The 16,498-nt window shown below is 77.8% G+C and carries 17 protein-coding genes; 7 read left to right on the plus strand and 10 right to left on the minus strand.

Features of this window, described 5'->3' with window-relative positions:
* Positions 1-9: 9 nt before the first annotated feature.
* Positions 10-741, minus strand: a complete 732-nt coding sequence (locus tag ACI781_RS16205) for an ATP-binding protein (protein WP_456567151.1) — start codon at positions 739-741, stop codon at positions 10-12.
* A gap of 68 nt (positions 742-809) precedes the next feature.
* Between ACI781_RS16205 and ACI781_RS16210 the strand changes: the two genes are divergently transcribed.
* Positions 810-1,493 (plus strand): response regulator transcription factor, encoded by a 684-nt coding sequence (locus ACI781_RS16210; protein WP_456567152.1) that lies wholly within the window; start codon positions 810-812, stop codon positions 1,491-1,493.
* Positions 1,494-1,577: 84 nt separating this feature from the next.
* Here ACI781_RS16210 and ACI781_RS16215 read toward each other — a convergent pair whose 3' ends face one another.
* Together ACI781_RS16215 and ACI781_RS16220 are read right to left on the minus strand one after the other, a co-directional pair.
* Entirely contained in the window at positions 1,578-3,095 is a 1,518-nt protein-coding gene (locus tag ACI781_RS16215) for a PH domain-containing protein (protein WP_456567153.1), read from the minus strand.
* Positions 3,096-3,153: 58 nt separating this feature from the next.
* On the minus strand, positions 3,154-3,666 hold the full coding sequence (locus ACI781_RS16220; RefSeq protein WP_456567154.1) for a PH domain-containing protein: 513 nt from the start codon (positions 3,664-3,666) through the stop codon (positions 3,154-3,156).
* A gap of 57 nt (positions 3,667-3,723) precedes the next feature.
* Between ACI781_RS16220 and ACI781_RS16225 the strand changes: the two genes are divergently transcribed.
* Complete coding sequence (locus tag ACI781_RS16225) at positions 3,724-4,053, plus strand: rhodanese-like domain-containing protein (RefSeq protein ID WP_456567155.1); 330 nt, start codon at positions 3,724-3,726, stop codon at positions 4,051-4,053.
* 31 nt (positions 4,054-4,084) lie between these two features.
* Here ACI781_RS16225 and ACI781_RS16230 read toward each other — a convergent pair whose 3' ends face one another.
* On the minus strand, positions 4,085-5,701 hold the full coding sequence (locus ACI781_RS16230; protein ID WP_456567156.1) for a long-chain fatty acid--CoA ligase: 1,617 nt from the start codon (positions 5,699-5,701) through the stop codon (positions 4,085-4,087).
* A gap of 186 nt (positions 5,702-5,887) precedes the next feature.
* Between ACI781_RS16230 and ACI781_RS16235 the strand changes: the two genes are divergently transcribed.
* On the plus strand, positions 5,888-7,027 hold the full coding sequence (locus tag ACI781_RS16235) for a glycosyltransferase (protein ID WP_456567157.1): 1,140 nt from the start codon (positions 5,888-5,890) through the stop codon (positions 7,025-7,027).
* Here the strand turns inward: ACI781_RS16235 and ACI781_RS16240 are convergent.
* Positions 7,014-8,213: a cytochrome P450 gene (locus ACI781_RS16240; protein WP_456567158.1), complete on the minus strand. Its 1,200-nt coding sequence runs from the start codon at positions 8,211-8,213 to the stop codon at positions 7,014-7,016. The genes ACI781_RS16235 and ACI781_RS16240 overlap by 14 nt on opposite strands.
* 78 nt (positions 8,214-8,291) lie before the next feature.
* Here ACI781_RS16240 and ACI781_RS16245 point away from each other — a divergent pair, with 78 nt between their 5' ends.
* Positions 8,292-9,233, plus strand: coding sequence for a DUF5926 family protein (locus tag ACI781_RS16245; protein WP_456567159.1), 942 nt, complete (start codon positions 8,292-8,294; stop codon positions 9,231-9,233).
* An 18-nt stretch (positions 9,234-9,251) separates the two neighbouring features.
* Here the strand turns inward: ACI781_RS16245 and ACI781_RS16250 are convergent, their stop codons facing one another.
* The 3 genes from ACI781_RS16250 to ACI781_RS16260 are packed head-to-tail and all read right to left on the minus strand — an operon-like array spanning position 9,252 to position 10,629.
* Positions 9,252-9,848, minus strand: a complete 597-nt coding sequence (locus ACI781_RS16250) for a maleylpyruvate isomerase family mycothiol-dependent enzyme (protein ID WP_456567160.1) — start codon at positions 9,846-9,848, stop codon at positions 9,252-9,254.
* Positions 9,845-10,288: an SRPBCC family protein gene (locus tag ACI781_RS16255; RefSeq protein WP_456567161.1), complete on the minus strand. Its 444-nt coding sequence runs from the start codon at positions 10,286-10,288 to the stop codon at positions 9,845-9,847. The genes ACI781_RS16250 and ACI781_RS16255 overlap by 4 nt, the downstream gene beginning before the upstream one ends.
* Positions 10,285-10,629 carry an ArsR/SmtB family transcription factor gene (locus tag ACI781_RS16260; protein ID WP_456567162.1) on the minus strand — a complete coding sequence of 115 codons (345 nt, stop codon included), beginning with the start codon at positions 10,627-10,629 and terminating at the stop codon, positions 10,285-10,287. The genes ACI781_RS16255 and ACI781_RS16260 overlap by 4 nt, the downstream gene beginning before the upstream one ends.
* A 100-nt stretch (positions 10,630-10,729) precedes the next feature.
* On the opposite strand from ACI781_RS16260, the gene ACI781_RS16265 reads away from it, so the two are divergent.
* Both ACI781_RS16265 and ACI781_RS16270 read left to right on the plus strand, forming a co-directional pair.
* Positions 10,730-11,386: a hypothetical protein gene (locus tag ACI781_RS16265; RefSeq protein WP_456567163.1), complete on the plus strand. Its 657-nt coding sequence runs from the start codon at positions 10,730-10,732 to the stop codon at positions 11,384-11,386.
* A gap of 90 nt (positions 11,387-11,476) precedes the next feature.
* On the plus strand, positions 11,477-12,136 hold the full coding sequence (locus ACI781_RS16270) for a hemerythrin domain-containing protein (RefSeq protein WP_456567164.1): 660 nt from the start codon (positions 11,477-11,479) through the stop codon (positions 12,134-12,136).
* Here the strand turns inward: ACI781_RS16270 and ACI781_RS16275 are convergent.
* Together ACI781_RS16275 and ACI781_RS16280 are read right to left on the minus strand one after the other, a co-directional pair.
* A complete protein-coding gene (locus ACI781_RS16275; protein ID WP_456567165.1) occupies positions 12,117-14,363 on the minus strand; it encodes an ATP-binding protein in 2,247 nt (748 codons plus the stop codon). The two genes, ACI781_RS16270 and ACI781_RS16275, sit on opposite strands and share 20 nt — an antisense overlap.
* A gap of 52 nt (positions 14,364-14,415) precedes the next feature.
* Positions 14,416-15,636: an arginine deiminase gene (locus tag ACI781_RS16280; protein ID WP_456567166.1), complete on the minus strand. Its 1,221-nt coding sequence runs from the start codon at positions 15,634-15,636 to the stop codon at positions 14,416-14,418.
* Between the two features lie 92 nt (positions 15,637-15,728).
* On the opposite strand from ACI781_RS16280, the gene ACI781_RS16285 reads away from it, so the two are divergent.
* Positions 15,729-16,496 (plus strand): SDR family oxidoreductase, encoded by a 768-nt coding sequence (locus ACI781_RS16285; protein ID WP_456567167.1) that lies wholly within the window; start codon positions 15,729-15,731, stop codon positions 16,494-16,496.
* Positions 16,497-16,498 lie beyond the last annotated feature (2 nt).

Consider the following 16,498-nt stretch of genomic DNA (forward strand, 5'->3'; position numbering starts at 1 on the left):
GGGCCGCCCTCAGCGGTCGGGGAGCCGGACGGTCAGGGTGAGCGACTCCCCGCACCTGTCGGCGACGACGCGGCCGCCGAGCTCGCGCGCCTGCCGCTGCACCGACCACAGCCCCAGCCCGGTGAGGTCCACCGGTGGGGTCGCCGTGCGCAGGTGGCCCACCACCCGGTCGGCGGGCACCCCGGCCTGGGTGAGCGCCAGGTCCACCCAGCCCGGCCGGCAGGCCACCGCCAGCAGCACCGGCTCGCCGCGGCCGTGCCGGTGCGCGTTCTCCAGCAGGTTGGTGAGGATCCGCTGCACGCGCGCGTCGGCCACCCCGACGTCGGCGGCGCACCCGCTCATGCGGGTGGTCAGCTGCGCGGCCGGCAGGCCGGAGGCGGCGACCGCCGCGCGGACGACGTCCACCAGCCGCCGCCGCGCCGGCCCGCGCCGCTGGGCACCGCCCGTGGCGTCGGCGGTCCGCAGCATCGAGGACAGGTGTGCGGTCTGGGCGCGGGCGAGCTCCAGCAGCTGCTCCCGGGCGTCCCCTGCGACGTCCAGGGAGCCGAGCGCGGCCTCCAGCGACGCCAGCGGGCTGCGCATGTCGTGGCACAGGGCGCGCAGCAGGGCCTCCCGCGGGTCGGGCGGCTCCTCGCCGGCCGGGCGCCGCCGGCGGGTCAGGTGGGCGCGCAGCACGCGGCCCAGGTCGGTCGCGAGCCGGGTGGCCGCGGAGCGGGTCGGGGGGTTGGCGATGACGGTCACGGGCACCTCCGGTGGTGCGGCCCGGCCAGACCCCGCCGGTCGCGGACGACGGTCGGGAGCGATACCGGGTGGACGACGCCGTTGCTGGACGTCAGGCGGAGCTGGACGTCGTCCTGGTGGACGACCACCCCCTCTTCAGCCGCGGCCTGGCGCTGCTGCTGCCCGGCGTGAGCGGGGGACGGGTGCGGGTGGTGGGGACGACGGAGGACGCCTCCGCGGCCGCGGCGCTGGTCCGCCGGCACCGCGCGGACGTCGCCGTCGTCGACCTGCACATGCCGCCGCCGGGTGGCACGCGGGCGATCGCGGCCATCCGGCGGGCCGACCCGGTGGTGCGGGTCGTCGCCCTGTCGGGGCTGGCGGAGGCCGACGCCGCGCTGGAGGCGCTGCGGGCCGGAGCGGTCGGCTTCCTGCCCAAGACCGCCGACCCCGAGTCGCTGGTCCGCCCGCTGCTGGCCGTGCTCGACGGCTGGTCGGTCATCCCCGAGGACCTGCTGCGCCTGCTGCTGGACTCCGCCGCACCCGTGGGGGAGCAGGGCGTGGCCGACCGGCTGACCGCCGACGAGCGCCGGCTGTGGCGCCTGGTCGCCGACGGGACGCCCACCGTGGACATCGCGACGACGCTGCACGTCTCCGAGCGGACCGCGAAGCGGCTGGTGGCCTCGCTGCTGCGCTCGCTGGGGGTGGCCACCCGGGTCGAGGCCGCCTCCCTCGCGGGCCGGGTCGGGCTGACCGGGCACGGCGGCGCCGGGTGAGCGGGACCGGTCCGTCTCGGAGAGCATCGCGGGCCCCCTACCCGCCGCGGTGCTCCCCAGTCGCCACGCCGGGCCGACCCGCCGTCAGCGCTCCAGGGCGGCGGCCCAGTCGCCGGAGGCGGCGCGGGTGAACGCGACGACGTCCGCGCCGGCGAGGTCGACGGCCTCGTAGCCGCCGCTGCCCGCGCCGACGCAGGCGACCAGCGTGACCAGGCCGGCGCGCCGCTGGAACGGCGACTGCCGCACCTGCCAGCCCACCACGGCCCGCCGCTGCAGCACCGCCCGCTCCTGGACCAGCCACCCGGCGCGGACCGCGAGGGAGCGCGGGCCGGCCACCGAGCCCAGCGCGGCGTAGCGGGCCCGGCCCAGCGGCACGCCGAGCGCGGCCAGGACGACGCCCGCGGCCAGCAGCGGCCACCAGCCGGCCGCCAGCGGCGTGAGGACGGCGCCGGCCGCGGCGACGACCAGCCCGGGGGCGACCGCCCGGGTGATCCGCCGCCGGCGCGCCGCGGGCGGGTGCGGCCGCAGCGGCCCGGGGTCCTCGGCCAGCCGGGCGGCCAGCTCCTCCGCCTGCGCCCGCGGGCCCAGCGGCAGCAGCTGCCCCGGCCGCTGGGCCGACCCCAGCCCGGTGACCAGCGCGCTGACCCGGGCCGCGCCCACCCAGCGCATGCCCAGCCCCGCCGAGACGGTGCCCCCGCGGATCCGGTCGATCTCCAGCTCGGTGTGCCGCCGGGTCACCAGGCCGCGGACGGCGACCAGCGACCCGCCGCGCCGCACCAGCCGGTAGCCCCAGTTCACCACCGCCGCGCCGACGACCGAGCCGACCGCGAGCAGCAGCAGCGTCGCGACCAGGGCGACGGCCAGCGCCCACGCCGAGCCCAGGTCGGGGCCGCGCAGGTCGGGCAGCAGCTCCTCGGGCAGCTCCTGCGCCAGGCGCAGCAGCGCCCCGACCGCGGCCACCGGGACGGCGAGGTAGCTGCCGACCAGCGGCGCGTACAGCAGCCAGCGGGGGTCGAACCGCGCCAGGACCTCCTCGGGCTCGGGCGGCTGCGCCGTGGTCGCGACCGGTCCGGCGAGGGGGTCCGGCTCGGCGTCCCCGGCCGGTCCGGCCCCGGGGGCCGTCCCGGCCTCGGTCCCGGCGACCCCGGCGGTCCCGGCGTCCCCGGTGGCCCCGACCACGGACACCCGGCGGCGGTCCAGGAGCCCCGCCCGCAGCCGCTCGCCCTCCGCGCGGGTCACCCCGTCGAGGACGACCTCCTCGCCCTGCCCGGTGGCGGCGCCCGCGGCGGCGTCCACGCGCACCCGCACGAGCCCGAGCAGGCGGTGCAGCGGCGGCGCCTCCACCTCCACGCCGCGGATGCGGTCGCGCGGCACGCTGCGCACCGACCGGGCGAGCAGCCCACGGGTGACCACGACCGCCGTCGGTCCGTCGGCGTAGTCCAGGCGCCACCAGGTGAGGGCGGCGAAGGCCAGCGAGGCGAGGGTGACCGCGAGGGCGAGGGCCACCACCGTCGCCGTCCCCCCGCCGATGCCGATGGCGGCGCCGACGGGCAGGACCACCGGCACCCACTGCCGCGCCTGCTTGAAGGTGACCGTGTGCACGAGCACGACCCGCGGAGAGGTCCGCCGGGCCGGGGGACCGGGCACGGGGGGTGTCACGTCACGTCGCCTCGTCGCGGACCTGCTCCGCCCGGTGCACGAGGTCGGCGGCGACCCGCTCGGCCACCTCCGCGGGCAGGTGCGGCACCCGGACGGTCCCCTGCGAGGACGCGGTGAGCACCGCGATGGTGGCCAGGCCGTACAGCTGCTGACCCACGCCGCGGGTGACGTCCACGGTCTGGATGCGGGCGATCGGGACGAGCGTCCAGGTGCGGCTCAGCCAGCCGGTGAGCGCGTACACCGCGTCGGCGGTGACCTCCCAGCGGTGCACCCGGTACCGGATCCGGGGCTCGAGGACGATCGCGACGAGCCCGTACAGGCCGACCAGGACGGGGCCGAGCCACGGCAGCAGTGCCAGCGGACCGTCGTCGGTCGGCAGGAGGACCAGGGCGACGACCAGCACCGCCGTCCAGAACAGGGTGCCGAGCACCCCGTGGGTCACCCACAGCCAGATCGCCGAGCGGGACACCGGCCACGCCGGTTCGCGGACGGGGGCGGGACTCGGGGCGGACATCGCGCCCATCCTGGCAGGCAGGGGGCCGGCCGCGGCCGTGGAACGATGGACGGCGTGATGCCGCAGCAGGTCCCGACCGTGTCCGCCACCGAGGTGCCCGCCGGTGCCGTCGTCCTCGACGTCCGGGAGGACGACGAGTGGGTGCACGGCCACGCGGAGGGCGCCCTGCACATCCCGATGGGGCAGGTGCCCGCACGGCTGGACGACGTCCCCGAGGCCGACCCGCTCTACGTGGTCTGCCGCAGCGGGGGGCGCTCGGCGCGGGTCGCGGCGTGGCTCAACCAGAACGGCTGGGACGCGGTGAACGTCGGCGGCGGGATGGGCGAGTGGGAGGCCGCCGGCCGGCCGCTGGTCAGCGAGACCGGCCGGCCCCCCTTCGTCCGCTAGCCCCTGGCGGGGCCGCGCTCCTGCCCCGGGGTCAGCTCCCCAGCTGGTACTCGGCGAACTTCGAGCGCAGGTCCTTCTTGGAGAACTTGCCGACGCTGGTCTTGGGCACCTCGTCGATGAACTCGACCGCGTCGGGCATCCACCACTTGGCCACCAGCGGCCGGATGTGGTCGAGGATCTCCTCCTCGCTGGCCTGCTCGCCCTCCTTGAGGACGACGCACGCCAGCGGACGCTCGTCCCACTTCGGGTGGGGGATGCCGACGACCGCGGCCTCCTTCACCTTCGGGTGGCTCATGATCGCGTTCTCGAGGTCGACCGAGCTGATCCACTCGCCGCCGGACTTGATGAGGTCCTTGGTGCGGTCGGCGATGCGGATCGACCCGAACTCGTCCATGGCGGCGACGTCGCCGGTCTTCATCCACCCGTCGGCGGTGGTGAGCTGCACCCCGGCGTCGGGGTTGTAGTAGTCCTGCGCGCACCACGGGCCGCGGACCTGCAGCTCGCCGGTGGCCTGGTCGTCCCACGCCTGGGGCTCCAGGGTGTCGGCGTCGACGATGCGCGCCTCCACGCCCAGCAGCGGGATGCCCGCCCGCGCCCGCTGGTCGGCCTTGGCGGCCTCGTCGGCGTCGGCGTAGCGCAGCGGCAGCACGCCCGAGGAGGCGACCGGGTGCGTCTCGGTCATGCCCCACGCCTGCAGGATCGACAGCCCGATCTGCTCCCGGTAGGCCTCGCTCAGCGCCTTCGGCACCGCCGAGCCGCCGCAGCCGACCTGGCGGAGCCGGTGCTCGCGGCCGGCCAGGTGCGGTAGCACGCCCTGCCAGATCGTGGGGACGCCCGCGGTGAACGTGACGCCCTCCTCGACGATCAGGTCGGCCAGCGCCTTCGGCTGCATCATCGGGCCGGGCATCACCAGCGAGGCGCCGGCGGCCGGGGCGGCCTGCGCGATGCCCCAGGCGTTGGCGTGGAACATCGGCACGACCGGCATCGCGACGTCCTGGACGCTCAGCCCGAACGCGTTGGGCTGCATCACGCCCATCGTGTGCAGGTAGGTCGAGCGGTGCGAGTAGACGACGCCCTTGGGGTTGCCCGTGGTGCCCGACGTGTAGCACATCGAGGCGGCCGAGTTCTCGTCCGTGACGTGGAAGTCGACCGGCTGCGCCTCGGCCAGCAGCGCCTCGTAGTCCAGCACCCGCGGGTCGTCGGGGATCTCGTTGTCGCCGCCGTCGTCCATGACGATGACGTGCCGGACCGTGGTCATGGTGTCGACCAGCCCCCAGAACAGCGGGAGCACCGACCGGTCGACGAAGACGACCTCGTCCTCGGCGTGGTTGGCGATGTAGGTCAGCTGCTCGGGGAACAGCCGGATGTTGAGCGTGTGCAGGACCCGGCCGGTCGACGGCGCGGCGAAGTACAGCTCGAGGTGGCGCTGGCTGTTCCAGCCGAAGGTGCCCACCCGGCCGTCGGCGGTGATGCCGAGGGTGTCGAGCACCCCGCCGAGGCGCCGCGTGCGGTCGGCCCACTCGGCGTAGGTGACCCGGGTCATCCCGTCCGGGCCTGCGGTGGCGATCGTGCCGTCGCCGTAGTGCTGCTCGACGTGCCGGAAGATCGCGTCGATCGTGAGAGGGAAGTCCTGCATCAGGCCACGCATGGCGGGAATCGTGCCAGTGGCGGGGCTCACGTTCCACCGGTGGGTGCGTGCCCGTGCTCTCGCGGTTTCGCGCGTGCTCCTGCTGCGCTGCAGGACCGCGAGAGCACGCAGGAGAGCGCACGAGCGCCGGTGGTGCCTCCCGGCCCGTCGGGAGGACCATCTCCTCCTGCGGTCAGGAGGTCCGGCATGCGGTTCCTCGTCAGCAGCGTCCCCGGGCTGGGGCACCTGCACCCCGTGCTACCGCTCGCGCTCGCGGCCGTCGCGGCCGGGCACGAGGTGCGGGTCGCCACCGGCGCCGACCGGGTGGACTGGGTGCGGCGGTGCGGGCTGGACGCCGTCCCCGCGGGCCTGGGCCAGGCGGCGGCGTCCGCGCGCTCCGACGAGCTGGGGCTGGACGGTCCGGAGCGGCCCCGGCACATGTTCACCACGATCGCCGTCCCGCCGATGGCCGCCGACCTCCTCGCGGTCGTGGACGACTGGCGGCCCGACGTGCTGGTGCACGAGGAGGGGGAGTACGCCGCGCCGCTCGTGGCCGCGCTGCGCGACCTGCCCTGCGTCACGCACAGCTGGGCCTCGCCCGCCCGGCCGGCCGCCGGCCGGGCGGCGCTGCAGGAGACGCTGGTGCCCGTCTGGGAGCGGGCCGGCGCGCCCGGGCCGCCGCGGCAGACCGGTCGGCTGTACCTGGACGCCTGCCCGCCCGTGCTGCAGGGGGCGGACGTCGGGCGGCTCGACGCGCGGGTCGTCCCGGTCCACCCCACCGGCTTCGACGGGCCGCCGGAGCCGGCGCCGGACTGGCCGGCGTCGCTGCCCCGGCCGGCGGTCTACGTGACGCTGGGGACGGTGCCGCGGTTCTGCCGGCCGGACCTGCTGCAGCTGCTGGCCGACGCCGCCACGGCCGTCGTGCCGGGGGTGGTGGTGACGACCGGACCGCACCCGCCGGAGGTCGTCCGGCCGGCCGGCCCCGGCGTGCGGGTGGTGTCCTACGTCCGCCAGTCCGTGGTGCTGCCGCACGTGGACGCCGTGGTCAGCCACGGCGGCGCGGGCACCACGGTGGGCGCGCTGCTGCACGGGCTGCCCCTGTTGGTGCTGCCCGCCCTCGCGCCGAGCCAGCAGCTCGGGGCCGAGCGGGTGCGGGCCGCCGGGGTGGGGGTGCGCCTCGACTGGGCCGACGCCACCCCCGACCGGCTGCGCGCCGCGGTGACGGAGCTGCTGGACCGGCCGAACCTGCGGCAGGCGGCCCGCCACGCCCGCGCCGAGCTGGACCGGCTGCCGCGCCCGGCCGACGTGCTCCCCCTGGTCGAGGCCGCCCCGGTCACCGCCCCGTGAGGACGACGGGCAGCTCGGCCAGCCCGCGGATGACGAACTCCGGCCGGCGGCGGGCCGGCCGGGCCAGCTCCAGCCGCGAGGTCCGGGCCAGCAGCGCCCCGAACGAGGCCTGCAGCTCCACCCGGGCCAGCGGCGCCCCGATGCAGAAGTGCACGCCCGCGCCGAAGGAGATCTGCGGGTTGGGCGTGCGCCCGACGTCGAAGGCGTCGGGGTCGGCGAAGACGGCGGGGTCGCGGTTGGCCGCACCGAGCAGGGCCGCGATCTTCTGCCCCCGCGCGACGGTTCCCCCGCCGATCTCGACGTCCTCGGTCGCGGTGCGCTCGAACAGCTGCAGCGGCGAGTCGTAGCGCATCAGCTCCTCGACCGCCGTCGGCAGCAGGCCCGGGTCCGCCCGCAACCGGGCCAGCTGGTCGGGGTGCTCCAGCAGCGCCAGCAGGCCGTTGCCCGACACGTTGACCGTCGCCTCGTGGCCGGCGTTGAGCAGCAGGACGCACGTGGTCACCAGCTCGTCCTCGGTGAGCCGGTCGCCGTCGGCATCGCGCACCGAGACCAGGTGGGAGAGCAGGTCCTCGCCCGGCGCGCGGCGGCGCTGCGCGGCCAGCTCCCGCAGGTAGGCGACGAACTCGGCGGCCGCCCGCTCGGCGGCATCCTCCACCGCCGTCGTCCGGCCGTACTCGTACATCTTCACGATCGCGTTGGACCACGGCCGCAGCAGCGGCCGGTCGGCGTCGGGAACCCCGAGCAGCTCGGCGATGACCGCGACCGGCAGGTCCTCGGCCATGCCCGACAGGACGTCGACGGGCTCGTCGCCGGCCGACCGCTCGACCAGCCCGTCGACCAGCTCGCCGGCCAGCCGCTCCACCCACGGCCGCAGCCGCTCGACGTGCCCGCGGGCGAACGCGGTGCTGATCAGCCGGCGCAGCCGGGTGTGGTCGGGCGGCTCCATCTCCAGGATGGCGTTGCGGTGGATCAGGTTGAACGCCGCGAACCGCTCGCCGGGCTCCCGGTCCCGCCAGATGCGGCCCAGCCGGCGGTCGCGCAGGACGGCGCCGGCCTCGGCGTGCGTGAACGCCAGCCACAGCCCCATGCCCTCGTGCCACTGCACCGGCGCCCGTTCCCGGGCCCGGGCGAAGGCGGGGTAGGGGTCGGCGACCACCGCCGGGTCGGTGAGGTCGAGGGGGACCACGACCGGAGGGTAGTGCCGCCGCCCCGGCGCGGCCCACCGCGAGCCGTGGGGGGCGCGGGGGTCCCTAGGCTGGACGCCATGGCCCGCTCCACTACCCGCCGCAAGCCCGGTTCCGCCCCCGCCGCCGAGGGCGGCGCCGTCAACCCGAAGGCGCCGTGCCCGTGCGGGTCCGGCCGCAGGTACAAGCACTGCCACGGGTCGGGCTACGCCCCGCCGGTCACCCGGCCGTTCGAGGGGCTGCCGGGCGAGCCGGACTGGGTGGCGCTGCGCGAGCTCGTCCCGTCCGCGACCGCCCCGCTGAAGACGGCGGACGGCCGCGACGTGACGCTGGCCAGCGTGCTGCCCGGCGGCTCCCCGGCACTGGTGCGGGCCAACGGCGAGATCATGCTGGGCGTCCAGCTGCCGACCTCCTCCGACGACGTCAGCCGCGACCTCGGCACCGCCCTCGCCGCGGCGCTGGAGGCCCCGAAGGGCGCGCCGGTGGACCCGGGCCCGATCGGCGGCGCGGGCTCGGCCGGCCCGCGGCTGCAGGAGCTGCTGGACCTCACCGCGCCCCTGGACGTGACGGTGCACGAGGACTTCGCCTTCTGGCTGGAGGGCGCCGACCCGTCGCCGGCCGCGAAGGCGGGGCTGGAGCAGGCCAACCAGGCGGTGCTGCCGACCGTCCGGCTGCCCGGGCTCGGCGCCGCCTACTGGGTGCGCCCCGGCGCCGAGCGGGCCCACCTGCGCTGGGTCCGGCCGGAGCCGGAGGAGCAGCTGCTCGACGCGCTGGCGCGGCTGTCGGCGTCCGAGCAGATCCTGCTCGGCGAGGGCACCCGCTACGCCGGCGCGTTCCGGGCGCACGGCCTCGTCGTCCCGGTGTGGGACCTGCCCGCCGACGCCCTCGCCGACGACTGGACCGACGCCGCGACCGACTTCCAGGCCCGGCTGGAGCAGGCGCTGACCGTGACCGACCCGCTGACGGCGGACGAGCGGCGGGCCCGCGCCGGGCTGATCTCCCGCCAGATCACCCTGCGCTGACCCGGGCTGCCCCGGCGCTCAGCGCCGGGGCAGGGCCCGCCCGTCGGGGAGGGTGCGGCCGCCGAGCAGCGCGACCAGCTCGCCGCTGCCGGCGCGGACCACCGCGCCGTCCCCGGCGGCCCAGTCGCGGTCGGTGGCCTCCAGCCGGACGCCGTCCAGGTCGACGCCGAACCACGCCCCGCGGACGTCGGCGAGCTGCTGCAGGACGGTGGCCACGGCCTCGGCCGGCGCGACCGCCGGGCGGCCGAGGGCGAGGGTCACGTCGAGGGAGTGGACGACGGCGTGGCTCAGCGCGCCGGCCGCGCCCCCGCCCGGGGGCTGCCAGGCGTGCAGCTGCGGGGAGCGCAGCGCGGCCAGGTGCTCGGCCGGCGGCAGGACGGCGTCGCGGGCGGCGACGGCGTCGGAGAGGGCGCCGAAGTCCCCGCCGGCCGCGGCCAGCTGCTCGCCGAACTGCGCGGGCGTCAGCCGCACCGGCATGCAGACGTGCGCGACGACGTGCCGCACCTGCCACCCGGCGCACAGCGAGGGCGCGTCCCAGGTGCCCTCGGGCGCGGCGGCGAGCAGGTCGGCGAGGCCCTCGTAGGTCGGGGCCACGAGTGCTTGCGGGTCGGTCACGGTCGGTCCTCCCGGATCAGGCGGGCGAGGTGGGCGGCGAGCTCGTCGAGGGAGCTGAGGAAGCCGGCCTGCGCCTCGGGGGAGCGCATGGCCGCGGGCACGTGCCGCTGGGAGATGACGACCTCGGTGGTGCCGTCGCCGAGGTCGGTCAGCGTGCCGGTCGTGTGCATCCCGCTGCCGGTCTCCACCCAGGCGAGGCGCTCGGGCGCCGCCACCTCGGTGAAGGTCGCGCGCATGTGGTGGCTGCCGGCGTCGCCGACGATCAGCGTCTCGAACCGGCCGCCCACGCGGAGCTCGACGACGATGCCGTCGAGCGGCGTGGTCGTCCCGCGCGGGCCCCAGAACCGCGCGAGCTCGGCCGGCTCGGTCAGGCAGCGCCAGACCAGGGCCCTCGGCGCGGCCAGCACCCGCCGGTGCACCAGCTCGTCGCCGGCGGTCACCGCTCGCCGTCCTGCAGCCGCGCCAGGTGCGCCTCCAGCCGGTCCATCCGGCCGGTCCACGTCCGCCGGCTCTCCTCCAGCCACGACACCGCGGTCTCCAGCGCGCCGGGCTCCAGCCGGCACGGGCGGGTCTGGCGCTCGCGCCCGCGGCTGACCAGCCCGGACCGCTCCAGCACGCGGATGTGCTGGGACACCGCCTGCAGGCTCATCGCGTAGGGGGCCGCGAGCTCGGTGACCGTCGCCTCGCCCCGGCTCAGCCGCGCCACGATGTCGCGCCGGGTGCGGTCGGCCAGGGCCGCGAACACCCCGTCCAGCCGCTCGTCGTCCTCGACCACCGTCATGGGGCGTAGTCAAGCAGGTGCTTGCTCAAGCGTCCAGCTGAACAAGTCGCGGGGCGGACGGCGCCCCGCCCGCGCCGCCGGTGACCTAGCCTGCCGCGCCGTGACGGTGCAGGAGGAACTCTCCCCGCGGGCGCGGCGCCGGCGGGAGCGGCGGCTGCGCGACGCCCTCCCGCCCTCCGACGGGCCGGACGCGCAGTCCCCGCCGCTGCGCTGGGTGCGGCGGTTCACCCCGCTGGGCCTCGGCCGGCGGCGGGTGGTGCTGCGGATCGAGGGCGGGCGGCTGCAGGTCGTCCGCACCCCGCTGTTCTCCGCCGAGCGGGTCGTCGCCGAGGGGCCGCCGGCCGGGTTCCACAGCGCGGCGCCGTCCCGGGGCGGGCGCGGCCTGCACCTGTGGCACGGCGACCGCCTGTTCCGGCTGACCGGCCGGTCGAGCGCGAGCGCCGACGGCGGCGGCGACACGGGCTCCTGGAGCCTGGGCGACGACCCGGTCAGCGCGGTGATCGGCCTGGTCCTGCTGCCCTTCCTCGTCCTCTACGGGCTGTGGCTGCTGCTGGGGCTGTGGTCCTCGACGGTGGACTCCGAGCGGGAGAACGCGACGCGGACCCTGCGCTGGCTCGCCCCGCTGCTGGGCGCGCCGCCACCGGGGCGCACCGTCCGCCGGCCGTTCCCGGGCGGCTGGCTCACCACCGGCCGGTGGCTCGTGCGGCTCGCCGTCCTCGGCGCGCTCGCGGCCGGCGCCGTCCTCGCGCTGCGGTAGCGAGCGGGCCGGGCGGCCGCCCGACCGTGGGGGGAACTGTGGGAGCGGTGTGGGTGGGGTGTGCCGGCCCGCCGCAGCAGGCTCTGCGCCATGACGACCACCACCGGACCCCAGCTCACCGACGTCTCCGACATGTTCACCGTCCACCGGGCGTTCCGCCGCGAGTTCGGCCTGCTGCCGGGCCTCGTCCGCGGCGTGGCCGCCGGCGACACCGGCCGCGCCGCGGTCCTCGCCGACCACGCCCGCCGCGTCCTGGAGGGCCTGCACCTGCACCACTCCGGGGAGGACGACGTCCTCTGGCCCCTGCTGCTGGAGCGCTGCCCGCCCGAGGAGGCGCTGGTGGCCCGCATGGAGGAGCACCACTCCCGCGTGGAGGAGCTCACCGCACAGATCCGGGCGGCGCTCCCGCGGTGGGAGGCCGAGGCCCGCCCGGCCGTCACCGCCGAGGTCGCCGACGCCTGCGAGGCCCTCGCCGACGTCCTCCTCGCGCACCTGGGGGAGGAGGAGCGCGAGGTCCTGCCCCTGGCCGCCCGGCACGTCACCCAGGCCGAGTGGGACCGGCTCGGCGAGCACGGGTTCGGGTCCATGCCGCGCTCGGAGCTGCCGCTGATGTTCTGGATGGTCGTGGAGGACGCGACGCCGGCGGAGGCCGCGGAGATGTTCGGCAAGGTCCCGCTGCCGGTGCGGCTGCTGCTGCGCACCGTCTTCGCCCGCCGCTACCGCCGGTACGTCAGCCGCGTGCGTGGGTGAGCCGGGCCAGCCCCGGCACCTCGCCCGGTGGCACCCGGCGCCCCCGCTCCCACGCCCGCGCGAACGCCTCCTCCCCCAGCGCCTCCCGGGCGGCGTTGAGGCGGCGGTCGGCGAGCGCGGGGTCCGGGGGCACCGCCACCGTGACGGCGGCGGCCTCGGCGGCGGCACCGAACAGCTGCGCGGCCACCTCGTGCCGGCCCCGCTCGGCGGCCAGCGCGCCCAGCTCGGGCAGGGCGTAGGCCAGGTTCCACGTCGTCCCCACGGCGGTGGCCAGGTCCACCACCTGGACGAGCAGGTCCACCGCGAGGTCGTCCTGCCCGCGGGCGCGCGCCACGTTGGCGCGGGCGTTGAGGACGGTGGCCACGGTGAAGGGCCCCAGGTCGTGCGCCAGCTCGGTCGCCTCGGCGACGGCGGCCTCCGCCCCGGCGACGTCCCCCGCGCGCAGCCGCCGGCGGGCCTCGACCTGGGCGGCGTGCGCGGCGGCGAACCGGTTGCCGGCCAGCCGGGCGGCGTCCCGCGCCGCGCGCACGTGCGGGGCCGCGGCGTCCGGGCCGTCGAGGAACAGCGCGGCCGAGGCGCGCAACATCAGCGCCTCGGCCCGCAGCGACGCGTCCCCGGCCAGGGAGGCGGCGGCCGCGGCGGCCTCGGCGGCCGGCACGATGCCGGCCAGGTCGCCGGTGGTGTAGCGCAGCCCGGCCAGCGCGGTGGCGTGGGCGGCCCGCCCTGCGGGGTCGAGGCCCTCCGCCGGGATGCGGCGCACCCAGCCCAGGCCCTCGACGCCGTAGCCGCGCAGCGCCCAGTACATCCAGACGTGCAGCGCCAGGCGGGCCGCGGCGCCCGGCTCCCCCGCCGCGAGCAGCCGGGCGAAGGTCGCCCCGAGGTTGTCGTGCTCGGCGTCCAGCCGGTCCAGGCTGCCGCGCTGGTCCGGCCCGCGCAGCCCGGCGGCGGCCTCGGCGGCCAGCGCCTGGTGGAAGCCGGCGGCCCGGTCGGCCACGGGCCCCGCCTCGCCGGCCTCGGCCAGCTTCCCCGCGGCGTACTGCCGGACCGGCTCGAGCAGCCGGAAGCGGCCGTCCCCGGCGACGACCAGCGACTGCTCGACCAGCCCGCCCAGGACGGTGACGGCGTCGGCCTGCAGGTGCTCGGCGGCGGCGAGCGTGAACCCGCCGGCGAAGACCGACAGCCGGCGCAGCAGCTGCTGCTCGGCCGCGGTGAGCAGTGCGTGGCTCCAGTCCAGCGTGGCGCCGATCGTGCGCTGGCGGGTCGGCAGGTCCCGGGACCGCGGCGAGCCGACCGCCTCGTCCAGCCGCGCCAGCAGCGCGGCCGGGTCGAGGAAGCGGGCGTGCGCGGCGGCCAGCTCCAGGGCCAGGGGCAGGCCGTCCAGCCGGCGGCAGATCGCCGACACCTGCCGCGCGGCCGCCTCGGTGAGGACGACGGCGCCCCCGGCCGCCCGCGCGCGGTCGAGGAACACCCGCGCCGCCGGCGACGACTCGACCGAACGGACGTCCTCCCCGGCGGGCGGCGCCAGCGGGGCCAGCGGGAACTCGCGCTCCGCGCGGATCCGCAGCGGCGCCCGGCTCGTGGCCAGCACGGTCAGGCCGGGGCAGCGGGCGAGCAGCCCGGCCACGTCGCCGGCCGCGTCGAGCACGTGCTCCAGGTTGTCCAGCAGCACCAGCTGGTCGCGGGACCCGAGGTGGGCGGCGAGCGCGTCCAGCAGCGGCGCCCCGGACTGCCGCAGCCCCAGCGCCCGTGCCAGCGTGGGCGCGACCAGCCGCGCCTCGCCCACCGGCGCCAGCTCGACGACGGCCACGGCGCCCGCGGGCGCCGACCGCGCCGCCTCCAGCGCCAGGCTGGTCTTCCCGACCCCGCCCGGGCCGGTGACCGTCACCAGGCGGCAGCCCGGGTCGCCGAGCAGCCGCAGCAGCTCCTCCCGCTCCCGCTCGCGCCCGATCAGCGGGGCGACCGGCGCCGGGACCGCGGCGGACCGCTCGACGGGGGCGCCGCGGCCGGCCGCCGCGGCCAGGTCGGCCCGCTCGGCGTCGTCGAGGCCCAGGGCCTCGGCGAGCGCGCGCAGCGTGTGCGGGTAGGGCCGGCGGCGCTCGCCGCGCTCCAGCGCGCTGATCGCCTTCGCGGTGACGCCCGACCGCTCGGCCAGCTCCTCCTGGGTGAGCGCAGCCCGCTCGCGGAGCCGGCGCAGCCGCTCCGCCAGGGGACCCGGGTGCTCGCTCACCGGCCGGGAAGGTAGCAGCGGGTCCCGCGCCGGGGGGCGGGACCCGGCGCGGTCAGCCCGGCAGGTCGTCGCGGGCGACCGGGCAGGACATGCACCGGGGCCCGCCGCGGCCGCTGCCCAGCTCCGCCCCGGCGATGCGCACCACCTCGATCCCGGCCGCCTCCAGCGCCGCGTTGGTCACGGTGTTGCGCTCGTAGGCGACGGCCAGCCGCGGCGCCAGGGCCAGGGTGTTGTTGCCGTCGTCCCACTGCTCCCGCTCGGCGGTGACCGGGTCCAGGCCGGTGTCGACCACCCGCAGCCGGTCGATGCCCATCGCCCGGGCGGCCTCGGCGAGGAACGGCCCCGGCCCGCGGACGGACAGCGGGGTCGCGCCGGCCTCGTCGGGCGGCTCGTCGGCGGTCACCGTCCACGCGACCAGCGAGTCGGCCACGGCGGGGTAGACGACCATCGCGTCGACGTCGACCATCGTGGCGACCGTGTCCAGGTGCATCGTCGCCCGCTGCTGGACGACCGGGACGACGAGCACCGTGTGCGCCGCCCCGCCCGCGAGCACCCGGCGGGCCAGCCGCTCCGCGCCGCCGGCCGTCGTCCGCTCCCCGACGCCGACCGCGACCACCCCGGGTGCCAGCAGCAGCACGTCGCCGCCCTCGAGGTGCTCCAGGCCGGGGTCGTAGAGCCGGCCGGCGGCGGCGAACCGCGGGTGGTGGGCGTAGATCGCGCCGGTGATCGTCGTCTCCCGCCGCCGGGCGGGCATCGCCAGCGAGGTCACCGCCACCCGGTCGCCCACCCACACCGACGAGTCGCGGGTGAACAGCAGGTTGGGCAGCGGCGGGACGACGAAATCCCCGCGCCCCATCAGCTCCCAGCCCAGGCCGCGGGCCCCGGGCAGCTCGTCGTGCGCCAGCCCGGCGATCAGCGTGGCGGCGAGCTCGGCCGGCGGCAGGTCGGCCAGGTGGCCGGTGGCGGCGCGGCGCAGCGTCGCGCCCAGGCGCGGGTCGTCGACGGCGGCGTCGACCAGCTCGGCGCGGGCGGCCGGCCGCTCCAGCACCTCGGCGAGCAGGCGGTCGACGTACAGCACCTCCACCCCGCGGCGGGTCAGCTCCGCGGCGAAGGCGTCGTGCTCCTCCTGGGCGCGGGCCACCCACGGGACGCCGTCGAACAGCAGCTCGTCGTTGTTGCGGGGCGTCAGCCGGCGCAGCTCGGCGCCGGGCCGGTGCAGCAGGACGGTGCGCAGCGGGCCGACCTCGCTGGTCACGCCCAGGGGAGGGGTCACCGGCCCGAGGCTGGCACAGCACCCGCCGGGGCCGCTCGGTAGCGTCCCCCGCCGGGGGGACGACCGCGTCCCCGTGGGCACGGAGGTGGGGCGTGGACCTGTTCGACCTGACCGGGAAGGTCGCCCTCGTCACCGGCGGCACGCGCGGCATCGGCCTGATGATGGCGCGCGGGCTGTTGCAGGCGGGGGCGTCGGTGTTCATCAGCTCGCGCAAGGCCGATGCCGGCGAGGCCGCGGCCGCGGAGCTGTCGCCGTTCGGGCGGGTCGAGTCGATCCCCGCCGACGTCTCCACCGAGGCCGAGTGCCTGCGCCTGGCCGAGGAGGTGGGCCGGCGCACCGACCGGCTGCACGTGCTGGTCAACAACGCCGGCGCCACGTGGGGCGCGCCGTTCGCGGAGTTCCCCGCGTCGGCGTGGGACAAGGTGCTCGACCTCAACCTGAAGGCGCCGTTCTTCCTGACCCGCGCGTGCACCCCGCTGCTGGAGGCCGCGGCCACCCCCGACGACCCGGCCCGCGTGGTGAACGTGGGCAGCATCGACGGCCTGCACGCCCCGAGCCTGCCGACCTTCTCCTACTCGGCGAGCAAGGCGGGCGTGCACCACCTGACCCGGGTGCTGGCCAAGGAGCTGGGCCCGCGCGGCATCACCGTCAACGCCGTGGCACCGGGGCCGTTCGAGTCGAAGATGATGGCCGCCACCCTGGCCGCGCACGGCGACGAGATCGCCGCGTCGGCGCCGCTGAAGCGGATCGGCCGGCCCGACGACATGGCCGGCGTCGTCGTCTACCTGTCCAGCCGGGCCGGCGCCTACGTGACCGGCGCCGTCATCCCCGTCGACGGCGGCCGCGCCACGACGCTCTGACC

It is taken from the genome of Blastococcus sp. SYSU D00695 (assembly GCF_054050555.1).